The sequence below is a fragment of the Brevibacillus borstelensis genome, from assembly GCF_003710865.1.
GTDB classification, from domain to species: Bacteria; Bacillota; Bacilli; order Brevibacillales; family Brevibacillaceae; genus Brevibacillus; species Brevibacillus borstelensis.
Genome location: NZ_RHHO01000063.1, coordinates 1 through 15,933 on the forward strand (window position 1 = coordinate 1; position 15,933 = coordinate 15,933).

Consider the following 15,933-nt stretch of genomic DNA (forward strand, 5'->3'; position numbering starts at 1 on the left):
CAATTACAAAGTGGGCGGCGGCCGGCCGTCTTGGAATGGACGGAGGTAGTTCACCCTGGATACCGTTTTCCATGCTCTCCAAACAGCTCACGGACAGCATTGTATTGACGAACATGGAGGTCTGGGAAGACAATCCCCACTTCACCAGCGGCTAACTCCAAGCGATCGGAAGGCTGCTCTATAGAGAAAGGCAGCTCCATTGTATTCAAAGCTTCTTTCAAAAAAGTTACGTCTCCCCAAGGTACCGGAAAGTAAAAAGACTTTTCCATGTGATCACACTCCTGCAGGAAGCTTAGCACAGGCCGATGAGACAAGAAAAGAGGGATCAGTATGAACTTTGTTGAGCCAATCAGAGATAAAGCAAAACTGGAAGAGCTGAAAGCACTATTGAAAAAGCAATCGGCAAGGAACGGATTTTTGCTGATGTTCGGCATCAACACAGGGCTACGGATTTCGGATATTCTGCCTTTGAAGGTTGAGGATGTGCGTAACAAGTCACACCTGTTGATTACAGAAAAGAAGACTGGAAAGCGAAAACGATTCAAGTTAAACCAGCAGTTACAAGAAGCAATCAGAAGCTACACCCAGGGAATGGACGATGAGGAGTTCTTGTTCGCGTCGTCAAAGAGGCCTCAGCCGATAACGAGGGTTCGGGCCTACCAGATTCTGAACGGAACTGCCCGTAAGATCGGGCTGAGCGAAGTTGGCACACACACTCTGCGGAAGACGTTTGGGTACCACTTCTATCAGCGGACAAGGGACATAGCGACGCTGCAGATGATATTCAATCACAGCCACCCGGCGATCACGCTGCGCTATATAGGAATCACGCAGGATTTGATCGACGAGGCCGTGGATGGATTCAGCTTATAGTTTCACAATCTCAATTATGTAAAATAGCAGGCCATTACTGACCTGCCTCGGCTGAAACCTGATCTACTGAATTATCTTCAAAAATCAAAATATCACTAATGCTGCATTGGAAATAAGTGCAAAGCTTTGTGAGCAAATCGCGCGGATATCGCTCCATCTCGTCGTTGTACAAGAGGCGGACGGATTCCAGACGATAATCTATATCGCGCGCGATCGCACGAATGGAAACTCCTTTTGTTTCAGCAAGTGTTTTCAGATTCGAACATAATCTCATTGGCCAACCCCCCTTTTATAGGAAGTATAAACTGTCTCGGAAAAAGTGTCAAAAGGATATTGACTCGCAAAACGAGACATTGTATTATTAAGACAATAAATGACTCGCAAAACGAGACGGTTGGAGGTAATGAGATATGGAAAAATGGTATGTTCTGATGCTTGATGAGAAAGGCAAACGAATTTGGGTAGAGACGACAGACCTAACCTTGTGGAATAACGGGAAGATCGGATCGCCAAAAGTTCATAACAAGAAACTGTGTTCGATAGTCGCAGTATTTCCTGCAAAGTAAACGGGCGGTCCAGACCGCCCGGCTTAACAAAATGCTCAGGGAGATAAGGAGGGGAACACTTTGGCAAGATCGCCGTTGATTTGGTTCGGGGGAAAGGGTAAGGTGGCTCCGCACATCATAACGAGGATGCCGACACATAGTTGCTATGTTGAGCTTTTCGGCGGAGCGGCGCATGTGATTGCTCAAAAACCACCGATCACCAACGAGGTTTACAACGACATAGATGGCGAGTTGGTCAACTTCTTGCTTGTGGCCAGAAGTGAGCCAAAGCGGCTACAGGAAGTGTGTGAGTCATTACCCTACAGCCGCATGCTCTATGAAAAGTGGAAGCGAGAGGAACCGCCAGCAGATGACTTTGAACGAGCAGTAAGATTCTTCTACGTCAACCGTTCGGGCATCGCGAAGGGAAATTCCGACTCTGCGTTCTGCACGGATACAGGTTGGAGACACAGCAGAGAACATAACACGGCCCGGACGTATCAATCAGCATGCCAGGCAATCGAAGCTTTTGCCGAACGGATGAAAACAGTCATGATCGACAACCGCGACTTCCGGGATATCGTCAGGGTTTATGATTCGCCCACAACACTGTTCTACGTCGACCCCCCGTACATCGGTCGGGAAAAGTATTACGCGCTGACAGAAGCGGACAGAGAGGAACCGGAACGGATGCATCGTGATCTTGCTGAAATCCTGAACAACATCCAGGGTAAGGCGATCATTTCCTACTACGATCACCCACTTTTGGACGAGCTTTACCCGAACTGGAGGCGTGACACATTCAAGTCAGCGAGGCAGGTAGTGAACGGTAGCAATAATATCGCAGAGGAATTGCTGCTCATGAACTTCGATGACGGCCAGATGACCATCGACGCGCTGCTGGGGTAAGCAATTTATCAAAATGTGTAGGGAGTGAAAATATGAGCAAACAACTACTAGAAAAATTAGAAAGATATGAACAAGATGCCTATAGTGGCGGTTATGGTGCCGATTGGCTGGCAGAGGTTGGTGAGGGCTTCAAAGATTACATTGGATGGTGTGTCGAAAACAAGAAAAGACCGTCAATTAAAGGCTTTGAGGAATGGATTGACCAACTCTACAACAAATAAGGTATATATCTTTATGTGTGTTCGGAGATAAGAGGAGAAACATATGAATAACAAATTGGAAGTAAAAAGCATCCCAATTGGATGGCTTGTAACTGGCAACGGAATCGAAGTAACCGTGTACGGATCACCAAAATGGGGGCCAAACGGCAACGTTGTTGGTAAAGGCGCTAGGAATTACCGTGAAGAAATACTCGCGGCGGTCAGGAGTTTTAGGGATCAGGAGAAAGGCTTATCACATTAGTTACTGTGTCTAGGAAGGAGGGAAACCATGAAATTTTCCTTCAAGCTGGCTCATTGCAACGCTTGCGGAAGGTTTAAGGCACTACGGGGAAGACGGTGCTATGACTGCTATGTGAGTGGCTATACGAAACGAAGCAAAAACATCCCATGGAGTGTGAACAATAGATCAAATGAAAAATGAGGAGGAATGTTTGGTGCAAGAGACTTATACAGTCGAACAAGCCTCACAACAGGCGCTTGAATGGTGCAAAAAGCATCCAGCATGGAAACGAATTTGCGATATAGAAAATACCGATTCACTTTACTACACATTCTCTGAATTACCCAAAAGGGAGCAAAATTGGTGGATAGATGCTTACGGGGAATACTCTGCTGAATCTGCTTGGCGAGAGTTTGGCAGGGGGAAATGTAAGGTTCCGTTCGGTCACATCACAGGAAAAGGCGAATTTTACGACGATATTCTCAAAGTGCCATTACATCACAATACAATGATGGTGTTTAAGGTCGGAAGAAAGGCAATTTAACACGATAGTTAGGGAGGGAGCACGGCTTGAAACGTGGCGAGGTAGTAGAAAAGCTTTATCGAATCGGTGAAATGTCTGACGAAGAAGTGAAAATAAACGCCGAATGGATTAGGCAGATAGCTCGTTGTGGAGCAAGCTTGCTGAAACAGCAGCCGCGTATGGTAAAGGAGCAGGCAAGGAAACTCACAAACCAAAGATTAGGGAGGGCGGGAAAATGACTATTTATAAGATCAAAGGTCAATCGGGAACCGTCGAGCAGGTCATTACCTTGTCGGCAGAATCATCAGAACAGGCGCTGGAGGAGGCGAAGCAGTATTTCCCTGCTTGGATGCACACATGCCTTTCAGTCACATCAGATAATTCAGAGTATCGTCAATTGCTTCGGAAAAACGGATATCCTGAACGGGTCTTGGACAAACTCAGCGACGAAGAATGCGAAGGCGAATGTGATGCGGTGGGGATCATATGACCGAGCAGCAGATCATTGGGAAGCCAGTTCTTCAAGATGATTTTTCCAATTTGCAATCTTACTGTTCAACAATTCGATAAACAGGTGCTCATTGTGCAAGTTTGACGACTTAATGGCTTCGATGTCTGCCTGAGCGAGTTGGATTCGCCGAACATAATAATCTTTGTCAAACAAAGCAATCGCCTCCTGCCTATCAGTGTTTCCAGAGACAGGGATCGCCAGACAGGGCGGGAGGTTAACTTTACACTTCGGTAATTTTGATAAATCTGGAGGGCAAACACGATGGGAAAGGTGTGCAAAAAACACGCAGAACACCCGGTCACAATCTATTCGCAGTGCATTGGTTGTGAGTTAGAACGAATGACCGACGAGCTGCGGAATGCAAAAGAAACATCAAAAACGTGGCAGGCAGAGGCAGTTGTGCAAAAAAAGCAAGTCGATAAGTTGATGGCAGCCCTTCTTACGATTTACCAAGAAAGTACAGACGAGGGAGCAAGGGATTGCGCAGCGGATGCGTTAAAACAACTCGGCATTACAGGGATTTAACACAACACACGATTTGATAAATGGGGAGGGTGAAGTAAAGTGAACAGCGATATTTTGAAGGACGAAGAAGTAAAGGCGGCGATTCAAACGCTAATTGATAAAGGCGTGACCATTGAAATGCTTGAGGATTGGTACGGAAATCAGGCATAACACAACATTACGTGTGTACCCAGTGGAGGTGCAACATGACCCATAAAGACATCGAATGTTGGAAAAAATACAGCAATCCGAAAGGTCAGACGAGGATAGTCATTGGCATGAATCAGGATGAACGGGACTCAGAAATCCTTTATAGGGACCAAGACTATAGAGTGCGGGTGTGCCTCGGCTCAACATTTATTAGATGGTTGAAAGGGTGAATTGGATGAAAAAGCGCCAACGAAACAAGATTCTGAAGATCGTTGCTCGCCAGATTAACAGCGGTGATTTTACGAAGTTGAAGCCGGTTCACTTCCGATGCGTCAGTAATACAATTAGCGACTATATCGACAGGAAATACATTACGGAATGGCGGCCGTGGTGGTACGACCAGATTGATAACTGGAACAGCATGAGTCTTGCTGACGAGCATAAAAAGTTCTTTGACAAGTGCCTCCAGGAGATTCAGGAATGGACAGGCATCGATATGGAGAAATACCACAAGTATTTTGAGCTGAACCACAAAGAAAAGCCCAAGAAGCGACGTGTAAATCGCAAGCCTAGAAAAGAAAAAGAGAAGCCAATCAGGAAGCTCAGAAACCCTCGCGTGTACAAAATTCATGTCAACCTTGGTGGCGGTGCAACAGAGTGGCGATCCATAATTGCGGAGCCTGCTTTCCAATATCGTGGATACGAGTTTTTCATTGCCCATTATGAGGGTTGGTGGTGCGTATCTGATGTTGCTACAGGCCGGCGGATTGTAGAACATGATCGTTATAAAAAAGCGATTGAAATTGCGAAGGAACGGATCGAGAGAAATTTCGATAAGTATGTTGCCCAGGTTGAAAGGTTCAGGGAGGAGGCGACGGCATGAAAGCAATCACAATACACCAGCCGTGGGCGACATTGATCGCCCTCGGTGAGAAAAAGTTTGAAACGCGAGGATGGAAAACAAACTACCGCGGTCCAATTGCGATACATGCATCGAAGCAACTGCTTTATGATCATCGCTTGCCTAAACTATCCTCAACGCTTTGGGAACATGGATTTCGCAAAGAGGATGATTTTCCGTCGGGGTGCGTGCTTGCCATCGCGGAGTTGGTGGATTGCAGGAAGGTTTCGGACTGGCTTACGAACAAAGGCATGCCAGTTTTACACGGTGCAGAAGACGATTATTATCTGGACGATAAAGAGTACGCTTTCGGCGATTACACACCGGGTCGGTACGCTTGGGAACTGATCAATATAAAGAGAATTGAGCCGGTTCCAGTGAAAGGCAAACAAGGACTCTGGAATTGGAATTATGGTACCTGCATCAACTGCAAAGAAGACAAAGAGTTGTTGCTGCTGGATGACGAGCAAGGAATATGCGAAGACTGCGCCCAGGTTATGAGCGATCTGGCGCCTTAAACGGGAGGGGAACAGAATGCCTATAGTGCATATCGACCCGGAAGTTGAAATGGTATCCGCATCAACATATTGGGTATATTCGCAGTCAGGAAATGCCGTTCCGGAAGAGTTGAAAAAGCGCATATTCATGTCATGGGTACAAGCTGGTTGGGTACGGGAAGAAGAAGGACAAATGGAATTTGATTTTTAAATGGGGAGGGGAACGGGATGCAAGGACGTGAAATCAAGTTTCGGATATGGGACAAGGATTTGAAAAAAATGCGGGTATGCGGCACCGATATCCACGACAGCATCGCTTTTGATATGGATAACAACGCAGTCTATTACAACATGCAAAATGGATGCGGCAGTTTAGCGGATGGCACAGGCACATATGATCTGATGCAATTCACCGGCCTCCGCGACAAGAACGGCAAGGAGATTTATGAGGGGGATATTGTCGATCTCCGAGACCATCCCTTTGAAGGATCAATGAAAATCAACGGAGTGTACGAAGTTGGTTATAACGAGCGAATGGAACTGTGTTGCGGAAGTCTGTTGTTGCATCGTGAGATACCGTACATCACGGTAATCGGCAACATTTACGAAAATCGCGATCTTCTGGAGGTGGGCGAGTAATGCAACGTGACGCAGAAAAGGACTTGGCAATGTGCGAGGCTGCTACGCCGGGACCGTGGCGCAATGATCATGATCAAGTAACCAAAGAGAACGGCGTTCCACTGTTTAAGGCGTTTCGGATGCGCGGCGATTTACAGATGAGGGATGACGCCAGATTCATTACAGAAGCTCGCGAAGCGCTCCCGTACTGGATCAAACGGGCGATGGCGGCAGAGGCAGCGTTGAATTGGTACGCAGATGAGAATAACTACAGCATTCCCCATATCGGGTGCTCACCCAAAGTAATGGCTGACAGAGGAAAACGCGCGCAAGACATACTGAAAGAGTTAGGGATTCGTCCTTAACAAAAGAGAAATTGTGATGAGGTGAAGCATGAAAATCATCGATTATGACACGCGCCAGGAAATCGGCGAGATGGAACATCACAACTTTGAGCCTGGGGCAAAATTCCGCATTCCATTTCCAGATAAGAGTCTTTATTTCAGGATTATGGCAATTCAGGTCGGTGCAATCCACGTAAGAACGCTGACAGCAGAGGAATACAGGCAATGAGAAGGGCCAAATGGTGGTTCATATGTCGCCATATGTGGTGGATCGACGGAGACGAGAGGCTGTTCTGTGTGAAATGTGGGCATGTGCAGCAAAAGAAAGTGTGATGAGGAGTGATCTGTATGTATATTCTGGCAGTCCTTGATGGCCCAGTTATCTACGCCTATCACGACAAGATTTATTCAAACAGAGGACAAGCTGAAAGAGCTCTTGTAACGATGCAGAAGAGTAAAAAACTCGGAGCCAGGTATCAGGTGTGTGAAGTAGACCGGTTGATTTTTAAATAAGCAATGAGGTGATTAGAATGGACGATCAACAAATGAAGGAAGTTATCATCAGCACACGCAACAATTTGACTGGATGGGCCTTCGGCTTGATGTCGAAACGAATCACAAAGAGGGATTATGAAGAGTTACGAAAGGTAGTCCAACCTTTGTATGATGCAGCGAAGCAGCTGGAGGAAACGGAAAAACCTGAGACAGCTTAACAAAATATTTCAGGAGTGAACGAAATGGACGTGGCAATGATCCAAAGCGTCGGGGGAATTGTAAAAACAGAGGAGCAATTTGTAGTTGTCATTGGAGAAAAAATCTATGGTCCATTCCCGAATGCCAGGATCGATGAAGTTATTAGCCTTTTCGAAGAATAAAAAATAGCCCCCTGCCGGGAGCAAATGTGTGTTCGCTAATCACATTATATCACGGCTAAAGACAAGGGGGAACGAAAGATGAGCGCTATTGAAAAAACAGAAACTGTGGTAAAATATCCCTTAGAAAAAGGCGTCAGAGTCGTCATCATCGAGGATGGTAATGTCGTGGAGAGTTGCAAATTGGAAGCACATCACAGGTTCACGATCATTACCCAAGATGATAAGCTACTCGATACCGAAGAGACCAAACGAAAACGATACAGAAAAGCAAAATAAATGGCCTGACCGAAAAGCGGAGGGCGTCAGAATCTTCACCCAATACGGGTGTATTCTGGCGCCCTTTTTATTTTGCTCACCAAAGGAGGAACGAGCCATGGCGAAGATTCGCGACATCCTACAGTTCAAAAAGCGGAAAGAGAACAAGCCGATCAGCTTCGATGAGCATCTGGAGCGCGCAACGGAGCGCCAACGCAAGCCGCCACCGGACAAGCCAGCCGAGGTTCTGACGATCGAGCAGCTTCGCAGGTTGATGGGCGATACCGGGTCAAGGCAGTTTTTAAAAGATAAAAACAAAGCACGCAAATAGACGCATTGGGGAGGGGTTCTCATGCACGATTTGTTGAAGGGGTATAAAGAGACTTGGAAAGGATTAAACGCCGCCTACGAGGTGCGTAGAGCGGCATCTGAGGCGGGAAATGCGGCGGCCATAGCCGAACGCCAATTGATTGGAGAAATGCGCGGAGAAGTGGAGTGGATCATCGAGTGGTTGGAGAGCGGACGCCGCCCGGGAAACAAACGAGGGATTGAGCGTCGAGCTGCATATCAAAGAGAGAAGCTCATGGACCCCATCAAGATGCAGGCGTACGTCGCCCGCAGCACGGCCGGCAGTCCAGCAAATTTGACGGAGTGGGAAATGCAGCAAATCGAAGACGCGCTGTGCGTACTGAGCGAACGGGAAAGGGAGTGCTATGTATTGGCTCACGGAGAGTGCTTCTCGTATGAAGCTATTGCCGATTTGTTAGGAATCAGCAAAAGCAGCGTGGCAACGCACATCAAGCGTGCGCAGGCGAAAATATCTGAGCGACTGATGAACAGCTTATTCCTTGTGGGATAAGCTGTTTTTGTCGATATAAGGGGTGGAGGCGATACATATGGCATTAGACTTGACTGTAGATGCACCGTGGATAACGAGTGGTGCGATCAAGCTGGGGGTGTTTGTAGTAGGGCTTGCTGTTGCCCTGGCGTTGGTAAACACGCTAGCGCCAAAGTGGATGCGGGGGATTTTGAGCGCCGCCGTCATGTTAGGGGGAATCTACCTGTTTTCTCTGTGGCTGAGTTGAAAAGCACGATTTTTGTCACACGAAAGCCACCTATAAGTGAAAGGGCTTTTTCTTTCGCGAACCCCTCCATTACCGCCTCGGAAACGGGGCGGGATTTTCATTTCACTTATCGCAGGAGTTGCAGCAAGTGATGCTGAAATATTCTTTAGGGGGGGAGTAAATGAATACAAAAGAAACCGCGATGAAAATTATTGTTGATTTCCTTGTATCAGAGGACAAATGTTTGTATGTGAATGGAACGCATCAGTTTAAAAAACACTCGCTCGTTCTCGGATGTCTCAAAGACTTGGAGACGCCTTCCACAATTTTGTTCAGGACAAATGCGATGAAGAATTTGGGGGCCGTTTTTGGGACAAACGGCACACAGTTTAAAACGGGCGTTGCTTACCCTTTAGGAAAACATAAGTTGTATTTTGACTCCCTGAATCCCACATCTCAACGAAATACACCTAGAAACCTTGATTATGTTGTCGTATATCCAATTGATTCAGCTTGCAAAGATAAGAAGGCAAAAGAAATAATTCAAGATGTATTTCATCTGTCGAAGCAGAAGGTATTCTTGGTAAGCTGGACGGATGTCTTTGACGATAGTTTGATTAGGGAATATGTTGATCGGTACGTTACATATGACGCAGAAGAAGATGATCCAGCATATCATCAACGTGTTTTAGAGTTGCATAGGCAGCGAGGCAAGTTGTGAAAAATCGAGAAGGACAGGGCGTCCGACTAGGATGCTCGTTTTTATTACAGCACAATGGGTGGTGGTGATGATGTAGATGGCACGAGCAAGAGACCCCAACCGCGATAAAGCATTCGAGATATGGCAGCGTTCCAACGGCGAAATGAAGCTGAAGGATATTGCGGATCAACTGGGCATATCCGAAGGCACTGTCCGAGGCTGGAAGAACAAGGACAAATGGTCATTGTCGGTAGATAATCCGCAAGAAGCTCTGGCTGTTGAGGATGAGCCGGAAGTCGACGAGTTGTACGATCAGGCAGTAGGCATCGTTGTGGAAGCACAAATGGCTACAGTCAGTCTGTTGCAGCGCCGCATGCGTATTGGGTACACACGCGCAGCAAGGCTGATTGAGCAGATGGAGCGGAACGGCGTCGTTGGTCCTTTCGAGGATAGCGCTCCGCGAAAAGTGTTCTTGAAGGAAGTGCCCAATCCTCCGCCAAAAAGTCGCGATACTTCCCCAAAACCAACGGAACGTTCCAATCAATCGGAACGGAACGCTCCAAACGTTCCGAAAGTTACGGAACGTTCCAAACGAGAAGCGGAACGATGTGAACCTCCGCCAGAAATAGATAACGATGACGGGTCTCTGACTGAAAAGCAGAGGCTTTTTGTTTTGGAGTATCTCCGGGACTTTAACGCTACCCGCGCTGCTATGGCTGTCGGCTACAGTAAGAAGACAGCATACGCCATCGGGTGGGAGAACTTGAGAAAACCTCAGATTCAGGCTGAAATCAAGCGCCAGAAGGAAGCGATGGCCGATGAGCTTGGCATGAGTGTGCAGCGTATCATCGCGGAGTACATGAAGATCGCCTTCGCTGATATTACTGATCTGCTGGAGTTCGGACAAAAAGAAGTCCCGGTCATGACCATGTTCGGGCCGATGACAGATGATGCAGGAAATCCGGTAACCAAAGTGGTGAACTATGTAGACTTCAAGGACAGCGAGAGTATCGACGGCACAATCATCAGCGAAGTCAAGCAGGGCAAAGACGGTGTGAGCGTCAAACTGCACGACAAAATGAAGGCGCTGGAGAAGCTCGAAAAATACCTCGGCTTTATGACCGAGGAACAACGCCTGCGGGTCGAGAAGCTGAAGCTGGAGGTAGGGAAGCTCCAGTCCGGCGATGACGAGCGTCCGACAGAAGTCGTTGTGCGGCGGTGGTCGCAATGAAGACGATCCGCGTTGACCCGTTTGAAGGATGGAAGCCACACGCCAAACAAGTAGAAGTCATGCAGTGCGATGCGAGAAACATTGTCATGAACTGCGGTCGTCGCGGCGGTAAAACCAATGTAGGTGCGCGCAAATTCTTCGATAACATTCTGGCCGACTTGGAGCGAGGCAAAGGACTACCGTATAAGCCACCGCGCAATCTAAAGGTCATGAAAAAGCCCAAGCCGCGATTGGAATACTGGTGCGTGTCGCCTACCTATGCCATGTCGGAGATTCAGCAAGAAGAGCTGGCGGCGGTCATCCCGGAGGAAATGATCGAAAGCTGGGACGCATCCAAAAACCGTATCTGGCTGAAAGGCTGGGTGCTTATCCAGTTCAAGTCGGCGGACAACCCGAAGACACTTGTTGGTAAAGGTCTGGATGGCGTCTGGCTTGACGAGGCGTCAAAGATGAAGGAGCAGACATGGAGTGGTTATCTCTCCTATGCACTCGCTGACAAAGGTGGCTGGAGCGTTTGGACGACCACGCCTGAGGGCATCAACTGGTTTGCAGAAGAAATCGTGTTGCGGGGGCAGTTTATCGACGCTGGTCTGGACGATGATCGTTACCAGAATGATCCTGACTGGCGGAACTTTTACTGGACATCCAAGGATAACCCTATCCCGGAACTGCAAAAGAACATCCAAAGGATGATCGAAACGTATCCAGAACGATACGTGAAACGCGAAATTTACGCTAAGTTCAACGTCTTTCACGGTCAGGTTTACGAAGAATTTGATAGGGGAATACACTGTGTCGATGTGCAGCCGCTTGATCTCGAAAAGCGGCTATTTCTCGTGACCTACCCGACTGGCGAAAAACGCGAAGTGATGTTTAAGCGCTATATCGGCGGGATGGACCATGGCTGGAACGATCCTGCAGTGCTTTTGGTCATCGGATGCACGAATGAAGACTACTACTTGATCGAGGAAAGTTATCTTCGTCAAACCAATGTCTTGGTAGTGGATGATCGCGGGCAACTGGAAGACTGCTTGGTAAAGCGGTACTTGGAGTTGCATAAAAAGTACCCGATGGATGTCATATGGGCTGACCCTTCCGAGCCAGAAAATATTTCAACCTACAGGCGTTACAAGCTTCCTGTGAAACCAGCGGAAAACGCAATCGGCCCCGGCATCCGTCGTGTCTCTAGCTTGTACAAGGTGAAAGAGTCTACCGGACGCCCGAACCTTTATGTTTCCAAGTCGCTGGTGGAAACGATGAAAGAAACGGGCAACTACAAGTACAAGGAGCAAAACGGCGTGGTGCTTGAAGAACCTGTCGACCAAGACAATCATACTCAGGACGCGAAACGGTATGCGCTGTATAACGATTGGCTCATGCTTCTGGCTGCTCAGAGACGCGAAGAAAGACGTCGCGAAGGGAAAGGAGGATGGATCTGATGTCAAACGCTACAGGATGGTACCCGATTGGCAAGGCGGAAATTGGCGGCGAAAGCCAACAGATAATCACCGACCAGTTCGAGCAGGACTATGACGAGTACAAGCTGATACGTCCGAGTCTTGACCCGTTGGCGTGTGTGCAGGTGGTTAAGCAAAGCAATATCATCCCGCAATGTGTCGAAGCATACAAGACAAATGTCACTGGGTATGGTTATGCTCTGGAGTATTTACCGGGACAAAGCGACGATACAGCAAAGGCTGAATGGGATGTTGCCGACCGTTTTATGCAGACCGCCAACCTGGAGGAATCGGTCGAACAACTGTTGAGCCAGCTGGTCGAAGACCTTGAGCATTGCGGTAATGCGTATATCGAGGTGGCACGCGGCGGTGGCTTGCCTGCCATATACCGGATTCCGCCGGAGTATATGCGCTGTACAGCTCCACTCGAAAAGGTTGAGATGAAGTATCTGCGGTTGGTGCAGGGAAAGGTTGAAGAGTTCACGCAATCCAAATGGGTGCGAAGATACGCGCAGAAGAGAGGGACCAGCATTACGTGGTTCCGGGAGTTTGGAGCACCTGGAGAGGGAAACGAAGTCATCCACCTCCAACTGGGAAACGGAACCTACGGCGAACCGCGCTGGTCAGGTAACTCGCCGGGAGTTGTCGGGTCGAGAAAGGCCGAGGAACTGAACCTCGACTACTTTGACAACGGGCGCATGCTGGCGATGATTCTGACTGTCATGAATGGTGAGTTGGCTCCGCAGTCAATCGAGGCCCTGAAAGGGGCAAAGGGGAAGAAGTCGCAGGGTGGCATCTTGTACCTCGAAGTACAGGGCTACGACAAGGGGCTCACAGGTGATGAGAAGGAGAAAACGAGCATCAAGCTGGACAAATTGAACGACCTTCTCCAGCAAGATGCTCTTTTTCTTGAGTACAACCGAGAGAAGCGAAAAGAAACTCGTTCCGCATTCCGTGTCCCTCCAATCCTCACGGGCGAGTCGGACGACTACAACCGCGCGACCAGCGACAACGCCCGCCGAATCGCGGAGGAACAAGTCTTCCAGCCATACCGAAAGTGGCTTATGGACGAGATTTTTAACAAGCGCTTGCTGCCGTCGATTGGGGTGTACCGGGTAAAGGCGATCCTTCGCAGCCCGAAAATCAGTGACCCGGACGAGCGAAAGGCCATGCTGGACTATCTGGCCGACAGAGGGCTTTTGTTCGTGCGCGACCTCATTCCAATCGCGGAAGAAGTTTTGGGTACCGTCATCGACGAAAGTCGTTACTCGGACGGCTATCTTGATACTCCAATCGCTCAGCTTACCCCTGCCGCTGATCCGTTCGGGGTGCCGGAACATGACGCGGACCCGGAAGAAAAGCTGGCTACGGTTGCCAAGCGACTGCTCCGAGAAACGAGGGATCGCCAGTATGTGTGACCAGTGCCTGTATCTGATCGCCAAAGCGGACGATGATGATTTTCTTGATAGCCTTGACCTGACTCATGCCGAGCGTGCGTTACTGGAGAAGTTGTACAAAGAGGGAGAGGAAGCAATCGCTGACACCCTGGAGCTGCAAGGAAAAGCGCTTGACGAAGCCATTCAGGAGTTGAGTGACGAACTGGCCGCCGATGCAGATGAGCTGTGGAAAGTGATCCTTGCTGTCCAGGCAGGCGACTTCTTTCAAGAGAAGTTTGAACAAGCTGTTCAAGATGCATTTATGCCGATGTTCCGCTTGGCTGGAGAATCAGAAGCTATCGGGATCAATCCAGAGGCAAAATGGGAGCAAGAGAATAAGGCGGCCGCCAAGTTTACCAAGAAGCTCAAGAAGCTAGTCCCCGCCATGAACAGCACGTCGGCCGATCATATGATGCGTTCTTTCAAGCGGGCGATTGAGTCTGGAGAAACGCCAGCAGAGCGCGCTGTACTCGTCAAAGAGGTAAGCAAGCAGGCAGCCAACGGCGAGGAAGGGCCGTTCTCGATGACTCGCGCCGTGAGGGTATCGCGGACGATTTCTACTGCGGCGGCAAACGGCGGTAAGCTGGAGGGCTGGAAGCAGTCTGGCCTCGTGAAAAAGAAGCGGTGGCGCGCCGCAAACAACAAGCGGACGCGGAAGGATCACCGCGAGGCCAACGGCCAAACAGTCGACATTGAAAAGCCTTTCAGAGTAGGAGGTGAAAAGCTGATGCATCCAGGCGATCCATCTGGCAGCGCCAAGCAGATTGTGCACTGCCGTTGTACGATGCAGGCAGTATTTTAAGCGGAAAGGAGGTGAAGAAAGGTGCCAAAATACGCATTGAAAGACGCAAAGATCACGCATATCTCGCTTGTCGACAAGGGAGCAAATGGAAAGCCCTTTGCCATCATCAAAGAAGAGGGCAAGGAGGCGCTGCAAAAGGATATCCGCATCGCCAAAGCGGACAAAGCCAAGCAGATCGTGTACGGGGTCGTGTACGAGCCAGACGAATTTGACGCTCATGATGATAGCATGACCGCCGAGGAAATTGAAAAGGCCGCGCACGGCTTTATGGAGCGCCAAAACACGCACAACATCGACAAGCAGCACGATCTGGACGCTGACAAAGGGTATGTGGTCGAGTCGTATATCGCTCCGGTGGACATGACGCTCGGCGATCAGGAGATCAAGAAGGGCTCATGGGTGGCTGGCGTGAAGGTAACGGACGCCGACACCTGGGCGCAAATTGAAAAAGGCGAGATTACCGGATTCTCCATGTGGGGCGTCGGCAAACGCGAAAAAATCAGTAAAGCCTCTTCGGATGCCGACGATGAAACGGTTGAGAAGGGGCTTTTGCATGCCATCAAAAAGGCGTTGCAGGACCTGTTGCCGAGTACGAAACCAACGCCAATCACCAAGGCTGTCCAGTCTTTTAAAAGCCGCATAGCTGCAAGGGATGTTCGCGACAAGTGGTACGACTCGCAATGGGCGTTTACTGACACCATGCGAGAAATTCTGGACGACCCTGAGATCACAGACAAAGCTGAGGCTATCGGGAAGACCATTGACGAGTACAAGACAGTGGCTGTTTCCCTGGCAGCTCAGTGGCCGACTGACAGTGAAATAGTAAAGGCAGATGACTTCCCAGAGCGCTTGGAGGCTGTAAGGAAAGCAGGAAAGGTACTATCATCTGCCAACCTGCAAGCAGTTGACGAGGCTATCGCTGCACTCTCAGCATTGCGTGAAAAAGCAAAACCTAAGGAGGAAGATGACGTGAAAGCAGAAGACATCCAAAAAGCAGTAGCAGCGGCCATGTCGCCCATTACAAAGCAATTGACCGACTTGCAATTGGAAGTAGCGGAGTTGAAAAAGGCCGAGGACGGCGGAGAGGCTAGTAGTCAACAAACCGATCCGATAACCGCCGCGCTTACCGATGCTATCGCAAAAACGCTGGAGCCACTTTCTAAACAAGTGGAAACGCTGGGCCAGGAAGTTCAGTTGATTAAAAATGCCCGCAGTGCCAGCCAACAGACACCAGGCGACGACCCGATTAAAAAAGATGACGGCAGTTCCTTCGCTGGACTGTTGTAAGGAGGACTGA

The 15,933-nt window shown here is 49.0% G+C and carries 29 protein-coding genes; 27 read left to right on the forward strand and 2 right to left on the reverse strand.

The window, feature by feature from the left end; translation table 11 throughout:
* The first annotated feature begins 330 nt into the window (after positions 1-330).
* Positions 331-873: a site-specific integrase gene (locus EDM54_RS24160; protein ID WP_122958953.1), complete on the forward strand. Its 543-nt coding sequence runs from the start codon at positions 331-333 to the stop codon at positions 871-873.
* 34 nt (positions 874-907) lie between these two features.
* Here the strand turns inward: EDM54_RS24160 and EDM54_RS24165 are convergent, their stop codons facing one another.
* Entirely contained in the window at positions 908-1,147 is a 240-nt protein-coding gene (locus tag EDM54_RS24165; protein WP_122958954.1) for a helix-turn-helix domain-containing protein, read from the reverse strand.
* A gap of 352 nt (positions 1,148-1,499) precedes the next feature.
* Between EDM54_RS24165 and EDM54_RS24170 the strand changes: the two genes are divergently transcribed.
* The 6 genes from EDM54_RS24170 (at position 1,500) to EDM54_RS24195 (ending at position 3,781) form a co-directional block, all read left to right on the forward strand.
* Entirely contained in the window at positions 1,500-2,327 is an 828-nt protein-coding gene (locus tag EDM54_RS24170; RefSeq protein WP_122958955.1) for a DNA adenine methylase, read from the forward strand.
* Between the two features lie 32 nt (positions 2,328-2,359).
* On the forward strand, positions 2,360-2,548 hold the full coding sequence (locus tag EDM54_RS24175; RefSeq protein WP_039069909.1) for a hypothetical protein: 189 nt from the start codon (positions 2,360-2,362) through the stop codon (positions 2,546-2,548).
* A 43-nt stretch (positions 2,549-2,591) separates the two neighbouring features.
* Positions 2,592-2,789, forward strand: coding sequence for a hypothetical protein (locus EDM54_RS24180; protein ID WP_039069908.1), 198 nt, complete (start codon positions 2,592-2,594; stop codon positions 2,787-2,789).
* 193 nt (positions 2,790-2,982) lie between these two features.
* Positions 2,983-3,312 carry a hypothetical protein gene (locus EDM54_RS24185; protein WP_218032636.1) on the forward strand — a complete coding sequence of 110 codons (330 nt, stop codon included), beginning with the start codon at positions 2,983-2,985 and terminating at the stop codon, positions 3,310-3,312.
* A 26-nt stretch (positions 3,313-3,338) separates the two neighbouring features.
* Positions 3,339-3,530 (forward strand): hypothetical protein, encoded by a 192-nt coding sequence (locus EDM54_RS24190; RefSeq protein ID WP_122958957.1) that lies wholly within the window; start codon positions 3,339-3,341, stop codon positions 3,528-3,530.
* On the forward strand, positions 3,527-3,781 hold the full coding sequence (locus tag EDM54_RS24195; RefSeq protein ID WP_122958958.1) for a hypothetical protein: 255 nt from the start codon (positions 3,527-3,529) through the stop codon (positions 3,779-3,781). The genes EDM54_RS24190 and EDM54_RS24195 overlap by 4 nt, the downstream gene beginning before the upstream one ends.
* Positions 3,782-3,793: 12 nt before the next feature.
* On the opposite strand, the gene EDM54_RS26675 is transcribed toward EDM54_RS24195, so the two are convergent.
* Complete coding sequence (locus tag EDM54_RS26675; RefSeq protein WP_170208422.1) at positions 3,794-3,955, reverse strand: hypothetical protein; 162 nt, start codon at positions 3,953-3,955, stop codon at positions 3,794-3,796.
* 108 nt (positions 3,956-4,063) lie between these two features.
* Between EDM54_RS26675 and EDM54_RS24200 the strand changes: the two genes are divergently transcribed.
* The 20 genes from EDM54_RS24200 to EDM54_RS24280 all read left to right on the forward strand — a co-directional run bounded on the left by EDM54_RS24200 (position 4,064) and on the right by EDM54_RS24280 (position 15,923).
* The gene (locus EDM54_RS24200) at positions 4,064-4,327 is read left to right on the forward strand and encodes a hypothetical protein (RefSeq protein WP_122958959.1); all 264 of its coding nucleotides are present in this window, start codon (positions 4,064-4,066) and stop codon (positions 4,325-4,327) included.
* 364 nt (positions 4,328-4,691) lie between these two features.
* Entirely contained in the window at positions 4,692-5,339 is a 648-nt protein-coding gene (locus tag EDM54_RS24205; protein WP_141334343.1) for a hypothetical protein, read from the forward strand.
* Positions 5,336-5,875 carry an ASCH domain-containing protein gene (locus EDM54_RS24210; RefSeq protein ID WP_122958961.1) on the forward strand — a complete coding sequence of 180 codons (540 nt, stop codon included), beginning with the start codon at positions 5,336-5,338 and terminating at the stop codon, positions 5,873-5,875. Before EDM54_RS24205 ends, EDM54_RS24210 begins: the two co-directional genes overlap by 4 nt.
* A gap of 16 nt (positions 5,876-5,891) precedes the next feature.
* A complete protein-coding gene (locus EDM54_RS26680) occupies positions 5,892-6,065 on the forward strand; it encodes a hypothetical protein (RefSeq protein WP_170208430.1) in 174 nt (57 codons plus the stop codon).
* A 17-nt stretch (positions 6,066-6,082) separates the two neighbouring features.
* Positions 6,083-6,493, forward strand: coding sequence for a YopX family phage-derived protein (locus EDM54_RS24215; protein WP_122958962.1), 411 nt, complete (start codon positions 6,083-6,085; stop codon positions 6,491-6,493).
* A complete protein-coding gene (locus EDM54_RS24220) occupies positions 6,493-6,837 on the forward strand; it encodes a hypothetical protein (protein ID WP_122958963.1) in 345 nt (114 codons plus the stop codon). Before EDM54_RS24215 ends, EDM54_RS24220 begins: the two co-directional genes overlap by 1 nt.
* Before the next feature lie 28 nt (positions 6,838-6,865).
* A complete protein-coding gene (locus EDM54_RS24225; RefSeq protein ID WP_122958964.1) occupies positions 6,866-7,045 on the forward strand; it encodes a hypothetical protein in 180 nt (59 codons plus the stop codon).
* A 119-nt stretch (positions 7,046-7,164) separates the two neighbouring features.
* Positions 7,165-7,329, forward strand: coding sequence for a hypothetical protein (locus EDM54_RS26685; protein ID WP_170208426.1), 165 nt, complete (start codon positions 7,165-7,167; stop codon positions 7,327-7,329).
* Positions 7,330-7,346: 17 nt separating this feature from the next.
* Positions 7,347-7,529 (forward strand): hypothetical protein, encoded by a 183-nt coding sequence (locus EDM54_RS24230; RefSeq protein WP_122958965.1) that lies wholly within the window; start codon positions 7,347-7,349, stop codon positions 7,527-7,529.
* Between the two features lie 24 nt (positions 7,530-7,553).
* A complete protein-coding gene (locus EDM54_RS26690; RefSeq protein ID WP_155807936.1) occupies positions 7,554-7,691 on the forward strand; it encodes a hypothetical protein in 138 nt (45 codons plus the stop codon).
* 78 nt (positions 7,692-7,769) lie between these two features.
* Entirely contained in the window at positions 7,770-7,967 is a 198-nt protein-coding gene (locus EDM54_RS24235) for a hypothetical protein (protein ID WP_122958910.1), read from the forward strand.
* 97 nt (positions 7,968-8,064) lie between these two features.
* On the forward strand, positions 8,065-8,277 hold the full coding sequence (locus tag EDM54_RS24240; protein ID WP_122958966.1) for a hypothetical protein: 213 nt from the start codon (positions 8,065-8,067) through the stop codon (positions 8,275-8,277).
* A gap of 21 nt (positions 8,278-8,298) precedes the next feature.
* Positions 8,299-8,805, forward strand: a complete 507-nt coding sequence (locus EDM54_RS24245) for a sigma-70 family RNA polymerase sigma factor (protein WP_122958967.1) — start codon at positions 8,299-8,301, stop codon at positions 8,803-8,805.
* 37 nt (positions 8,806-8,842) lie between these two features.
* Positions 8,843-9,031 carry a hypothetical protein gene (locus EDM54_RS24250; protein WP_122958968.1) on the forward strand — a complete coding sequence of 63 codons (189 nt, stop codon included), beginning with the start codon at positions 8,843-8,845 and terminating at the stop codon, positions 9,029-9,031.
* A gap of 160 nt (positions 9,032-9,191) precedes the next feature.
* A complete protein-coding gene (locus EDM54_RS24255) occupies positions 9,192-9,731 on the forward strand; it encodes a hypothetical protein (protein WP_122958969.1) in 540 nt (179 codons plus the stop codon).
* 76 nt (positions 9,732-9,807) lie between these two features.
* On the forward strand, positions 9,808-10,941 hold the full coding sequence (locus EDM54_RS24260; RefSeq protein WP_122958970.1) for a terminase small subunit: 1,134 nt from the start codon (positions 9,808-9,810) through the stop codon (positions 10,939-10,941).
* A complete protein-coding gene (locus EDM54_RS24265) occupies positions 10,938-12,380 on the forward strand; it encodes a terminase large subunit domain-containing protein (RefSeq protein ID WP_122958971.1) in 1,443 nt (480 codons plus the stop codon). The genes EDM54_RS24260 and EDM54_RS24265 overlap by 4 nt, the downstream gene beginning before the upstream one ends.
* Positions 12,380-13,816 (forward strand): phage portal protein, encoded by a 1,437-nt coding sequence (locus EDM54_RS24270; protein ID WP_122958972.1) that lies wholly within the window; start codon positions 12,380-12,382, stop codon positions 13,814-13,816. Before EDM54_RS24265 ends, EDM54_RS24270 begins: the two co-directional genes overlap by 1 nt.
* The gene (locus EDM54_RS24275) at positions 13,809-14,636 is read left to right on the forward strand and encodes a phage minor head protein (RefSeq protein ID WP_122958973.1); all 828 of its coding nucleotides are present in this window, start codon (positions 13,809-13,811) and stop codon (positions 14,634-14,636) included. The genes EDM54_RS24270 and EDM54_RS24275 overlap by 8 nt, the downstream gene beginning before the upstream one ends.
* 21 nt (positions 14,637-14,657) lie before the next feature.
* Positions 14,658-15,923 (forward strand): XkdF-like putative serine protease domain-containing protein, encoded by a 1,266-nt coding sequence (locus EDM54_RS24280; RefSeq protein WP_122958974.1) that lies wholly within the window; start codon positions 14,658-14,660, stop codon positions 15,921-15,923.
* The last annotated feature ends 10 nt before the right edge of the window (positions 15,924-15,933 follow it).